The sequence below is a fragment of the Pseudoduganella dura genome (assembly GCF_009727155.1).
Lineage (GTDB): Bacteria > Pseudomonadota > Gammaproteobacteria > Burkholderiales > Burkholderiaceae_D > Rugamonas > Rugamonas dura.
This window is the reverse complement of record NZ_WNWM01000002.1, coordinates 715,243-727,616: the sequence shown is the minus strand read 5'-3', so window position 1 is coordinate 727,616 and position 12,374 is coordinate 715,243. Positions and strand designations below refer to the sequence as shown.

At 60.6% G+C, this 12,374-nt stretch carries 8 protein-coding genes and 1 pseudogene; 3 read left to right on the top strand and 6 right to left on the bottom strand.

Features of this window, described 5'->3' with window-relative positions; genetic code table 11:
- Nucleotide 1: 1 nt before the first annotated feature.
- From GJV26_RS03345 to GJV26_RS03335, 3 genes are read right to left on the bottom strand one after another with little or no spacing between them, the layout of a single operon-like run.
- Nucleotides 2-847: an alpha/beta fold hydrolase gene (locus tag GJV26_RS03345; protein WP_155707588.1), complete on the bottom strand. Its 846-nt coding sequence runs from the start codon at nucleotides 845-847 to the stop codon at nucleotides 2-4.
- 8 nt (nucleotides 848-855) lie between these two features.
- The gene (locus tag GJV26_RS03340) at nucleotides 856-1,644 is read right to left on the bottom strand and encodes an SDR family NAD(P)-dependent oxidoreductase (RefSeq protein ID WP_155707587.1); all 789 of its coding nucleotides are present in this window, start codon (nucleotides 1,642-1,644) and stop codon (nucleotides 856-858) included.
- Nucleotides 1,645-1,655: 11 nt separating this feature from the next.
- Nucleotides 1,656-2,738 carry an alkene reductase gene (locus GJV26_RS03335; RefSeq protein WP_155712222.1) on the bottom strand — a complete coding sequence of 361 codons (1,083 nt, stop codon included), beginning with the start codon at nucleotides 2,736-2,738 and terminating at the stop codon, nucleotides 1,656-1,658.
- Between the two features lie 129 nt (nucleotides 2,739-2,867).
- Here GJV26_RS03335 and GJV26_RS03330 point away from each other — a divergent pair, with 129 nt between their 5' ends.
- Together GJV26_RS03330 and GJV26_RS03325 are read left to right on the top strand one after the other, a co-directional pair.
- On the top strand, nucleotides 2,868-3,446 hold the full coding sequence (locus GJV26_RS03330; protein ID WP_155707586.1) for a TetR/AcrR family transcriptional regulator: 579 nt from the start codon (nucleotides 2,868-2,870) through the stop codon (nucleotides 3,444-3,446).
- A gap of 437 nt (nucleotides 3,447-3,883) precedes the next feature.
- Complete coding sequence (locus GJV26_RS03325) at nucleotides 3,884-6,127, top strand: ATP-binding protein (RefSeq protein WP_503826598.1); 2,244 nt, start codon at nucleotides 3,884-3,886, stop codon at nucleotides 6,125-6,127.
- A gap of 529 nt (nucleotides 6,128-6,656) precedes the next feature.
- On the opposite strand, the gene GJV26_RS03320 is transcribed toward GJV26_RS03325, so the two are convergent.
- The gene (locus GJV26_RS03320) at nucleotides 6,657-7,634 is read right to left on the bottom strand and encodes a beta-propeller domain-containing protein (RefSeq protein ID WP_155707584.1); all 978 of its coding nucleotides are present in this window, start codon (nucleotides 7,632-7,634) and stop codon (nucleotides 6,657-6,659) included.
- 146 nt (nucleotides 7,635-7,780) lie between these two features.
- Between GJV26_RS03320 and GJV26_RS03315 the strand changes: the two genes are divergently transcribed.
- Nucleotides 7,781-9,943, top strand: a complete 2,163-nt coding sequence (locus GJV26_RS03315; RefSeq protein WP_155707583.1) for a xanthine dehydrogenase family protein molybdopterin-binding subunit — start codon at nucleotides 7,781-7,783, stop codon at nucleotides 9,941-9,943.
- Nucleotides 9,944-10,010: 67 nt separating this feature from the next.
- Here GJV26_RS03315 and GJV26_RS03310 read toward each other — a convergent pair whose 3' ends face one another.
- Nucleotides 10,011-11,120 carry a hypothetical protein gene (locus tag GJV26_RS03310; protein ID WP_155707582.1) on the bottom strand — a complete coding sequence of 370 codons (1,110 nt, stop codon included), beginning with the start codon at nucleotides 11,118-11,120 and terminating at the stop codon, nucleotides 10,011-10,013.
- Between the two features lie 121 nt (nucleotides 11,121-11,241).
- Nucleotides 11,242-12,250: pseudogene (locus tag GJV26_RS30055) on the bottom strand (glycoside hydrolase family 88/105 protein).
- Nucleotides 12,251-12,374 lie beyond the last annotated feature (124 nt).

The window sequence follows — 12,374 nt, the reverse complement described above, 5'->3', positions numbered from 1 at the left end:
CTCACTCGCTCAGAAATTGCACGGCATGCTGCAGGAACCGCGCCGGGTACTGGAACTGCGCGGCGTGACCAGCGTCCGGGTAAATAAATAACTGCGCATTCGGCAAGTTCCGGACCATATAGAAGGAGTTCACCGTCGGGATCATCACATCGTGCACGCCGTTGAGGATGAAGACTGGCTGCCGGATACTGCGCAGGTAGGCGAACGGGTCATCTTCCGACAGTCTCGACAGGTAGAACATATTTGCCTCGATCTGAGCCTTGGTGACCTCCTGCGACGAAGGCGGGTCCTGGTCAATGCGCTGGTGGCGACGTTGCCAGAATGCCCGCGCTGCCTGCTCGGCTTGCGCCGACCGGCCGAAGAACAGGTACAGGAAATCCTCGAAAGTCGGTACCGGGCGTGGCGCGGCAACCAGCACCGGCGGCTCCATTTCCGGATCGCCACCGCGCGGGCCAGTGCCCAGCAGCATCAGCTTGCGCACCAGTTCGGGATGGCGCCAGGTCAGGTCCAGCGCCTGGAAACCACCCAGCGAGAAACAGAGCAGGTCGATTTGCGCCAGTCCCAGCACACGCACAAAGGCCGCGGCGTCATCGGCCATGTGCTCGATGCGGGTGCGCGGTGTGCCGCTGGATGAAGCAACGCCGCGGCCGTTATAAAGAATGACTTCGCGCCCCTCGGCCAAGCCATCCGTCAGCAGCGGGTCCCAGTGATTCATGCCGCCGCGAAAATGCTGCAAGAGCAAAACAGGCGGCTGCGAGCAATTGCTGTTGCCCCAGCGGCGATAGGCGATTTGCGTGCCGTCGACCTGTGCGAAACGAGTGGGCGTAGTGAGATGGCTGTCAGTCATATGGTTAATCAACCCTGGCGCAGATAGCGCTCGGCCGCATGCAGCTGTTTCAGATCCGACAGCAGCCCTTGCCGCGCGCCCTCAAGGGCATCCCAGCGTTCGGCCACATGCAGTGCCGGGATCGTGACCGTTTCACGGCGGTCGAAGCCGACCAGTGCGGCATCGACCAGTTCACCGACCTCCATCATGTCGGGCATCGTGCTGGCGTCTATCCCGGCGCGCTCCCAGATCTCGGTGCGCGTCGCCGCCGGCAGTACAGCCTGCACGTAGACGCCATGGGGGGAGAGCTCCAAGTGCAGGCCCTGGGACAGGAAGAGCACGAAAGCCTTGGTAGCGCCGTAGATCGCCATGCCGAACTCGGGCAAGAAGCCGACTACGGAACCGATATTGACGATCGCGCCGGTACCGGACTGTACGAACCGCGGAGTGACCGCCGCCGCCAGCCGCGTCAGCGCCGTAATATTGAGCGAGACCAGGCCGTCGATTGCGCCCGCACTCTGCTGCGCGAAGCCGCCCGACTGGGACAGCCCGGCGTTGTTGACCAGGATGCCGATGCGGTCGTCGTCACGCAAACGCGTTTCGATGGCAATCAGGTCGGCGGGATGTGTCAGGTCGGCTGGCAGCACATCGACGGTCACGCCATTGTCGGCACGCAAACGCGCCGCCAGGGTCTCGAGGCGCGCCTGGTCACGCGCGACCAGCACCAGGTTGTGGCCGCGGCGCGCGAAACGCTCTGCATACGTAGCGCCAATACCGCTGGAAGCGCCGGTGATAAAAACGGTTGGAAGTCGTGTCATGGGCGAGAGCCTCAGCCGGAAATGGCAGGGTAGTCGATGTAGCCCGCTGCACCGCCACCGTACAGGGTAGCGGGATCAAGGGGTGACAGCGGAGCGCCAGCCTGCAGGCGCTCAACCAGGTCGGGATTGCTGATGAACGCGCGGCCGAAGGCAACCAGGTCTGCCTTGCCTTCGATTAGATGGGCAGTGGCGAGATCCAGGTCGTAGCCATTGTTGGCCAGGTAGGTCTGCTTGAAACGGCTGCGCAGCGCGTCATAGTTGAAGGGGGCTGCATCGCGCGGGCCACCAGTCGCACCCTCGACCACGTGGAGGTAAACAATGCCCAGTGCGCTAAGCTGCTCGACAATGTATTCGTACTGTGGCTGCGGGGCGCTGCCCGAGATCGCGTTTGCTGGCGAGACAGGCGAGATACGCACGCCGGTATGGTCCGGGCCAATTTCTTCAGCTACCGCGGCGGTAACTTCCAGCAGCAGGCGCGCACGGTTCTCGATCGAGCCACCGTAAGCGTCATTGCGCTGGTTGGCCCCATCCTTGATGAACTGTTCCAGCAGATAACCATTAGCGCCGTGGATTTCAACACCATCGAAGCCGGCTGCAATGGCGTTGGCCGCCGCGTGGCGGAAGTCGTCGACGATGCCCGGCAGCTCACCAAGGTCGAGCGCGCGTGGCGTCGACACATCGGCAAATCCATTGTTGACGAAGGTCTTGGTTTCAGCGCGAATGGCAGAAGGTGCCACCGGCGCAGCGCCGCCCGGTTGGAGGTCGACGTGCGAGATGCGGCCCACGTGCCACAGCTGGACGAAGATACGTCCGCCTTTGGCGTGTACCGCGTCGGTGACCTTGCGCCATTCGGCAATTTGCTCCGGCGTATAAAGGCCCGGCGTGTCCTGGTAGCCCTGGGCCTGCACCGACACCTGGGTGGCTTCAGTGATGATCAGGCCGGCCGAGGCGCGCTGCGCGTAATAGGTCGCTGAAAATTCACTCGGCACCAGGCCGGCACCAGCTCGGTTGCGGGTTAACGGTGCCATGACGATGCGGTTGGCAAGCGTTAGGTTGCCCAAGACGTAAGGTGCGAACAGCGATGTACTGGTCATGTTGGTTCCCGTTTGTAGATGACAGGCATCAATGATGACGATCATAATCATTGTTGTCAAGGTTTTGATTATGGATGACATCAATGTATACTGGCGATTCATGCGGTCACCACTCACGGCGAGAGAAAAATGAAAGTCACCAAGGCACAGGCGCAAGCCAATCGGACGCACATTGTCGAAACGGCTTCCACGTTATTCAGGGAGAAGGGGTTCGATGGGGTGGGCGTGGCTGATCTGATGGCCGCCGCAGGCTTTACCCATGGCGGCTTCTACAAACATTTTGGCTCGAAGGTCGATTTGATGGCGGAATCGGCAGCCTGCGGCACTTTACAGACGGCGGCGCTGCTCGCTGATGTCGATATTGCTGAAGTCGTGAGGCTGTATTTATCGCGCGAGCACCGCGATGCACGCGCAGCCGGGTGCACGATGGCTGCGTTGGGTGGAGACGCGGCACGGCAGCCAACTGTCGTTCGGGCAACATTCGCGGAGGGGATCGAGCGCCTGTCAGCTGCACTGAGTGCTGCAGATACGTCGATGAATGGTATGGATGCAGAGCGGGCGCGAGCGCGTTCCCTTGTCATCCTGGCACAAATGGTAGGCGCCATCATCATGTCGCGCGCTTGTCCGGACGATTCGTCCCTGGCCGATGAGATTCTCGCAAGTTGCAGGAACGAGTTATGTTCGCCAGATGGACAGGCGCAAAGGTAGCCGGCGCGTCGTACGATTGTGTCCCCAGGAGTGGTGTATGAGAAGCGATTCTCAAGGGGCTGGGTCCCCGATCAGTTAATCACGGTAGAGAGCCGTGCAGGCAGGAAGTAGAGCAAGTGAAACTCGCTGTTATACTGGACGGGTATCCAGTATTTTTTAGAGTTGCATCAGAACTCCAAGTATTCAATGTAGTGTCAAACTGACAAGTCAAGGCATTGCTCGCGCGCTCCTGATAAAGTCAGTAAATCCAGTTGCTCAATCGTACAATATCAGCGCCATCGCACAGGTTAGCGCGTGCGCTGAGCGTTCATTGTTAGTTGGTATTACCAAGGACACCCCTGAATATGCGGCTTGCGGAGTTCATTGACTTATACACGGAAGATATTCTTGCAGAGTGGGAGGCCTTCGCTGTGACGCGATTGCCATCAGCCGCAAAGATGGATGCCATTGCATTGCGAGATCATGCGCCGCAAATTCTTCACGCGATTGCCGAAGATCTTCGTCAGTCGCAGAGTGGGGATGAACAAGCAGCCAAGTCGCGTGGCCTGGCAGTTGTTGCTTTGGATGCACCGCACACGGCAGCTGAGGTGCATGGCGCGTTGCGGTCACAAGACGGGTTTTCGATATCGCAACTTGTCAGTGAATACCGTGCGTTGCGAGCCAGCGTGTTACGGCTTTGGAAGCATGCGAATGGCAATTTGCGTGCGGCGACGGCAGCGGACGACATCATACGCTTTAACGAGGCGGTCGATCAGGCGATTGCCGAATCGGTGGACTTTTTCGGCCGAGAACTTTCTCAGGAGCGCATTGCCCGCGAAGAAGTCGACCGTGCGCTGGCGTTCAATCGCGCTCGCCTCGAGTACGCAAGCCGTCTCTCGAATGTAGGCTTTTGGTACTGCGATTTGCCGTTCGACGTACTCGAATGGGATGACCAGGTGAAGGAACATTTTTTTCTCGAGCCATCGGCCCGCGTTACCATTGAGGATTTCTATGACCGGATCCATCCGGAAGATCGTGAACTGACGCGAGCGGCGATTGCAACGTCGATTGACGGACGTCAGGTGTACGACATCGTCTATCGAACCAGGCATCCAGGTTCGGGTGAGGTGAAGTGGATTCGCGCGCTTGGCGGAACAGATTACGCAAGCGACGGTAGCCCAATCCACTTCGATGGGATCACCGTCGATGTGACGGTTCAAAAGCTGGGCGAGCAACGGCTGGCTGAAAGTGAAGCGCGTCACCGCGGGGTGCTGGCCAACATGGGCGATGCGTTCGCACTGTTCGATCCGGATTTCAACATCATCGAGGTGAACGACGCGGCCTGCGAACTCATTGGATTGACACGCTTTGAGTTCATTGGCGCCAACCACTGGCAGAAGTTCCCTGGAACATACGATTCCGACCTTGGCGAAATGTATCGGCTGGTGCAGTTGGACGGACAGTCCAGGTCGCTCGAACATCATTACCGCCTCGCCGCCGGCCGTGCAGTGTGGCTGGAGGTGCGCGCATTCAAAGTCGGGAACAACGTTGCCGTGCTCTTCCGCAATGTGACGGACAGGCACGAAATGATCGAAGCCTTGAAAAATGCCGACAAACGGAAAGACGAGTTCCTGGCGATGCTGGCCCACGAACTTCGGAACCCTCTGGCCCCGATCACTACTGCAGGCGAAATCCTCGCACGCGTGCCAACGTCCGATGCACCGATAGCCGCTGCGGCTGCCGTCATCCGCCGCCAGGCCAGCCACATGACCCGGCTGATCGATGACCTGCTCGATGTCGCGCGTGTCACGCAGGGACGGATTCAGCTTCAAAAAACCAGCGTCGACATTGTCGACGTGGTGGCGCAAGCGTTTGAAACTTGCGAGCCCCAGCTCCAGGCGAAACAGCAGCGCCTCACCATGTCGATCGACAAGAGCGTCCCCCTTTACGTAGACGGGGACAGGGCACGCCTTGTGCAGTGCGTTGGAAACCTTCTTTCAAACGCCATCAAGTACACTGATTCACAGGGCCAGATTGCCGTTGACGTTCGCGATGAGGGTAAAGTTGTTCACATTGAAGTCACCGATTCGGGCAGTGGAATTTCCCCTGAGTTGCTACCCCGGGTTTTCGAGCTCTTCGTGCAGAGCCATCGTACGCTTGATCGCTCCCAGGGGGGGCTGGGGGTGGGGCTCGCTGTCGTCAAGCGGCTGATCGACATGCATGGCGGTCATGTGCAGGCGTTCAGCAGGGGCGAGGGGCTGGGCTCCAGCTTCCAGATTCGACTTCCCCGTATCGCCAAGCCATCGGCAGCTGTAGAGAAGCCTGTAGTGGGTGAGCTGATGCCTCGGCGCATCCTCATTGTCGATGACAATGTCGATGCTGCGGATAGTCTTGTCGCATTGCTGAAAATGCAAGGGCATGTCCTCATGGCCGTGCATACTGCCCGTGAAGCACTGGCCAGCATTGACCTGTTCAAGCCCGATGTCATGTTGATTGATATTGGCTTGCCAGACATGGACGGGTATGCATTGGTAAAGCAGCTAGGCGGATCTCCGTTCGGCCAAAAATCCATGAAAATTGCCGTGACAGGATATGGCCAACCTGGAGACAGGAAGCGTGCCCTGGACGTCGGATTCGATGAACATTTGGTCAAGCCCGTCGCTGTCGATGCGATAGAGCAGGCAATCGCCGGGCTCCGCTAATTATCGGTGATGCTTGCGTAGAAGTCGATGACCAGGAAACGGGCGCCTGCTTGCACCGCCACGCTAACCAGGACGGACGTTATTGCCAGTATCAGCTGATGGCGGAGATGGCAAGTGTCGATGATCATCGCTATAAAGCACGCGCTCGATGAGATGTGGTTCGATTCGGGCAGACCGCAAGTATGCCTCTGCTTCCTTGGGCCCAAGCATTTTCTTAAACACGAGTGCGACTTGCAGGTGTTGTGCGGTAAGCACGTCTGTTCGAGTTCTCATTTGCTCGCTGATCCGAAACTGCAAATCAAAAGCTTAGCTGAGTTCGTCCGACTTCAAAGTGCGGCAAGTAACGCATGACCACGCGGTCGGGGCGCTACCGGTCCGAGCGCGAGCGTTGAGGAGCGTTGATCGCGATCGCTATTGGAACTCGCTTGCCAGCGCCAAGCCCTCCAAATCTCCCACGGTACCCCGCCTGCGCCGGTCCTCGGACGCGATACCTGCCACAGGTATCCGACGTCATTGGGGCGAGGCTATTTCAGTGAATGGCACCGAAGCGGACCTCTTCCGGCCGCGCGGATCGATCAAGCAGCTGCAGGATCGTCGATGGACCCAGGTTCGGCTGGTCCCACTGGTGCAATGCCCATACCACGCGCTTGTCGGACGTCACTTCCAGCCATTGCGGCGGCGCGTTCCTGCCATCAATCTTGTTGTCCGGCGCGCTCCACTGGTTCACCCAGTGGTTGACCAGTGTATTGCCGTTCGACAGGCGGTAGGACACCTGGAAGCTACCGTAGCGCCAATCCTTCACATCCTCGGGTTTCAGCGTCCACACAGCGTCGCCCGCGGGACTGTATTCGGTCACGCCATTTTTTCCGGTCACGAGGGTATGGCCATTGGCCAGCCGCGTGGCCGACCAGATACCCGGCGCGGCCAGTTGCCACACCTCCCGCCCTTGCTCGTCAATTTCCACTGCGCGCTTGAGGTCCATTTGCGCCAACAGATAGGTTCCCTGCGGGGTGAGGCGGGCGTGACGCAGTTGACCGTGCGTATTGGCGAGGTTCGCGGCGCCGATCGGAATCGTGCGTTCGATCGTGTTGGAGGCGATATTCGCCACGATGATCCGCGGCCGCATGCCGCTCTGCACGAAAATAACGCGATCCCGGCCGATGAACTGCGCAGTGTGGATCTCATGCTTTTCATCGGCGGGGTGGGACCACAACGTCTTCTTGTCGGGCGTTACAACTTTCACGCCGAACTGGTGGGCGATCACGACATTACCGCTCGAGGCCATCTGGATATCGCTGATCTCGCCCTTTGCGGCGTCATCGTGGAATTCCCACGCGACCTTTCCACTGCGAACAATGTACACATCGCGCGTCATCGCCTCGCCCGCATACAGGAAGTCATATTGCGCCAGGCCCTTGCCGGGAAGTCTGGATGTTTGTCCTGTCAGCGGGCCGGCCGCCAGCAGAAGTGCAAGAAGGGTGGAACGTCGGCGTGTCGTGGTGGCCATGCAAGCTCCCGGTAATGTATTTCGCACCATGGTAGGCAAGCAGCGGTAACAAATACGCCAGTACCGGAAAAAATCACGTACTTGAGTAAGGAGAGGGGACGATCCCGGCATAATCGATTTTTACTTTATTGTCGAACCGGAGTGCCATGGACCGCCGCAGTTTCCTCCGTCTGTCGAGCTTTTCCGCCGGTGCATGGCTACTGTATGAAGCCATCCCCGCTTCGTTGGCGCAGCCGCCGGAGTCAGCAGCATCGTTCCGGCCATCACCGCTGATCCGCATCGATGGAGATGGCCTCGTCACGCTGTATGTGCAGAAGCAGGACATGGGGCAGGGCGTGCGCACCGCTTTGCCGGTGCTGCTTGCCGAGGAACTGGACGTGGATTTCAATGCGGTGCGCATCGAGGCGCTGCCTTATGATGCCGAGACCGCAGGCCAGTTCAATACGTGGGCCAGTGCCAGCGTGCGCGGCGCCTGGACCAGCCTGCGCAAGGCTGGCGCAGCGGCACGCGCGATGCTCGTTGAAACGGCAGCGCAGCAGTGGGGGATTCCCGTGCAGCGCGTTGGCACGGCCAGCGGCGTGGCGATCAATCTCGACACGAATGCCACGTTGCCGTATGGCGCATTGGCCGCCGCGGCCAGCCGCCTGCCGGTCCCGCTGGAAGTGCAATACAAGAACGCTGCCGAGTACCGGTTGATCGGCAAAGCCGTTCCACGCCAGCGCGTGCACGAGAAGATCACCGGCGCCGAAACGTTCGGCATCGACGTCATGCTGCCGGACATGCTGGTGGCCATGGTCGTCCGTTCGCCCACTATCCATGGCAAGGTCAGATCGTTCGACGACAGCGCCGTGCGCGCGCTGGGGCCCGGCATCGTGGCGGTGCGGGAAGTAAAACAGATGCCGGGCTGCGACAACCGCAACGGCGTGGCGATCGTTGCCACCGGCACCTGGATGGCGCTGCGCGGACAAAGCCTCCTGAAGGTGGAATGGGAGCCGGGCGAACTGGCCCATGACGACAATGCAGCACTCATGCGGGGCCTGCGTCAGGCCATTACCCTGGACAAGCCAGCCGCGACGTACGATGGGAGCGGCAAGAGCAAGGGATTCGACATGGCGGTCGGCGACCTGCTGACGGCCGAATACGAGCTGCCTTACCTGCATCAGGCCACGATGGAAACACCGAACTGCGTAGCGCACTGGCAAGATGGCAAGTACGAGGTATGGGGCGGATTTCAGGCGCCTTCATATTTTGCCAGTACGCTGGCCAAGGCATTCGAAGTGGACCGCTCCGCGGTGTTCGTGCACCTGCTGCCGATGGGCGGCGGCTTCGGCCGCAAGGAGAAGGTCGACAATGCCGCCGAGGCAATGCAGCTGGCCAAGGCGTTGGGCAAGCCGGTCAAGCTGCTGTTCTCGCGCCCGGATGACATGGCCAACAGTTTTTACCGGCCTGCCACCGTGCACCGGCTGGCGGCGCGCGCCGGCAAGGGCGGTATCGACGCATGGCGTCACCAGGCGGCCGTCACGAGTTTTCCTGCCAAAGCCATCATGAGCCCGCAACATCTGTCCGGCGGCCTGTCGAACGACCTGATCTATCCTGTCGGCGATTACCAGACCGCGGTGTATCCGGTCATATCGCCACTGCCGGTAGGCTCCTGGCGCGCCATCTCGTACAGCCAGAACGTGTTCGTGGTGGAGTCGTTCATCGACGAACTGGCGCGCCAGCAGAAGATCGATCCTCTGCGGTTCCGTTTGCAGCTGCTGCGCCGGGGTGGCGAGGATAGTCAATCAAGCCATCGCGCGCGCATGGCAGCCGTGCTTGCCCGATGCGGGAAAGCGATCGGCTGGGATCGGCCTGCAGGGAAGGGACGCCATCGTGGCATAGCATGCTGCGTGTACACGCACACGCATGCCTATACCGCGCACGCTTTCGAAGTCAGCGTCGTCAAGGGCGCGGTGAAGATCCACCGCGTTGTATGCGTCACCGACTGCGGCGTGGTCGTCGACCCGTCGGGCTTCCGCGCCCAGATCGAAGGCAGCTTGGTTTGGGGACTGTCTGCTGCGCTGACTGGCGAGATCACCTTCAAGGATGGCGCCGTGGAGCAACAGAATTTCGCCGACTACGAAGTGCTGCGCATGCATCAGTTGCCACCGCTGGAGCTGATCGTGATCGACAGCAACGAAGCGCCGGCCGGTGCCGGCGAACCCGCGGTGCCATCGGTGGCGCCGGCGCTGTGCAATGCGATTGCGGCAGCTACGGGCACGCCTGTGCGCAAGCTGCCGCTGGCCGCGAAGGGTTTTACGTTGGCCTAGCAGCCTGCGCTTTCGGGAGACCGTGGCTCACCAGGAGCGGTCCCGGGTCGTGCACGTCATCAAGCAATCAGATGAACGGCCGGCGGTCGAGGGCCAGTCGCAGCGGGCGTGCTGTCAACAGCAGGCCGGGCAAGGCCTGCTGCAATTCGGCCAGTGCGGAGATGGTGCCGTTCAACGCATGCAGGTCTTCGAAAGGAGTCGCGTTCTGCTGGACATGCGCCAGCAGATGATGCACATAAGTGGATGCGAACTGTGCCAGCTCGACGAGCACCTCTTCGCGTCGGTGCCCGGAGTGGCGCAAACTGCGTGTCAGGCAATACAGCCAGTCGAGTTCGGCAAATCCAACAGACTTGCCCAGCGTTGGGTAGAGGTTTTCCCTGCGCACTCTCAGCGCGGAATCGATCAGTGCGGCGGGCCGTGGAATCGGGCGCCGCGCCGCTTCATGATTGAACAGGTAATGGAAGGCTGCGGCCAGCGCATCGAACAGCGGCGCGCCTTCCGGCATGTCGGCGGACTTGAGTGAGCCCTTTCGCCATAGTCCGGTGACGGTATCCTGGTGTTCCGCGAGCCAGCCGAAATACCGGTTCTGGAACGGCAGTGGTGCCTGTCCCGCCAAGAACAGGGCAGCGAATGCACCGGCACCATAATGCGATGCCCCCCAGGGCTTGCGCCAGTCCAAACCAGCAAGCAGCCCTTCGATACCGCCGGGGGAGGCCAGTTGTTGCAGTTCATGCAGTGGATAGACCGGCCCTGCGTCGAACAGGTCAAGAGCTGCCAGCAAATAAGCGGTCGCGTGTGTCGTGTTGTGATACTGATCGGAGAACATCCCGGAGCGCTGTGATTGTCCAGCCCGTAAAAAGGATACGAAGGCATAGCGCTCCGGTGTATGGCCGGGAAGCCGGGACGCGGTGTACAGGATACAGGCTGCGGCAGCCGATCCATATCCGCTCGGCTTGTCACCGCCGGCGCGACTGCGCTGCTGCTTGCCTAGGAAGCGGCTGTACTGTCCGGGAGATACCCGCGCTTGTTCGACCGCCATCAGTGCCGCGTCGACCAACGGCTGGATATCGATCGGCGTAAATTCAACCGGGCTGGCGGCAGCCCTGTGAACAGGCAGGGCTGTGCCTCCCAGCAGCACGGTCCCATTCAACAGGAACCCGCGACGTTCATCGTTCATCCAACGACTCCCTCAAGAACTTGATGGCCGATGCACAGGCTGTGGGCCATGGTTACATTGACCGCCGCCACGTTCGCGCCTGCCTGCGACGTGCCGGAATGGCGTTAGTGACAGCTGGCGCCTAACGTTTCACGTATTTGAGCAGCTCGGAGCCAGCCAGCAGGAAGGCGCCAGGCCCATAGGTTTCCGTGCTGTTCGCATCGACCTTGTCCGGGGCGGCGCCGACCGGCTGCACGTACCCCAGCTTGCCGTCCGGCTGCACCGCCCCCACCAGCGCCGGCCAGGCTTTTTCGACCACGGGCCAGTACGTGGCGCGATCCAGCACGCCATTGTTCAAGCCCCACAGGATGGCGTATGTGTAGAACCCCGTGCCGCTGGTTTCCTTGACTGGGAAGCTCTCGGGATCAAGCAGCGAAGCATGCCACGTGCCGTCCGCCGTCTGCAGGCTGGCGATCCGGGCTGCCATGTCGCGGTACTGCGCAAGGAGCCGCGCGCGGTCGGGATGGTCCGATGGCATGTTGGACAGTACCCGAACCATGCCCGCCATGACCCAGCCATTCCCGCGCGACCAGAACACCTTCCTGCCGTTTTTTTTCGCGCTTGTCGAAATAGCTTTCGTCGCGGAAGTACAGCCGTTCCTCGGGGCTGTACAGGAAGTCGCTGGTCTTCCACCACAGCTTGAGGGCCGTATCGAGGTATGTCCGCTCGCCCGTTGCCTTGCTCAGGTAAGCCAGGGAAGTGGGGCCCATGAACAGTGCGTCGCACCACGCCCATTCGCGCTCCATGATGTCGCGCGTTGCCAGCGAAAGCGATTCGTTGTTCGGCTTGTTGACGATTTCATCGGCCAGTGCGCGCCATGGCCCGATCATTTTCGGCTGGCGGTCCTGGGCATACAGCTGCGAGAACACCTGGCCAACGCAGTAGTCGTCAGCGAAGTAGCGGCGAGTGCCGGTGCGCCATTGCAGGTCGTCGCTGACCTTGCGCAGGAAATCGTGGTACTTGCCGTCTCCCGTCGCCAGCCCGGCCTGGAAGATGCCCGTATAGGCCGCGCAGTAGGTCCAGTTGTACTTCGGTTTGGCAAAACCATTGGTCGACCAGCTATTGATCTGCCAATCCGCGACCTGGCGCATGGTGCCCGTGATCGCGGCTGGCGTGAACTGGCCTTGTACGAGTGGCGTCGGTACGGTTGCGACGGGACCGCAAGCACTGAGGATGGAGACTGTGACGGCAAGAAGCGCGAAACGTCGGTTCATG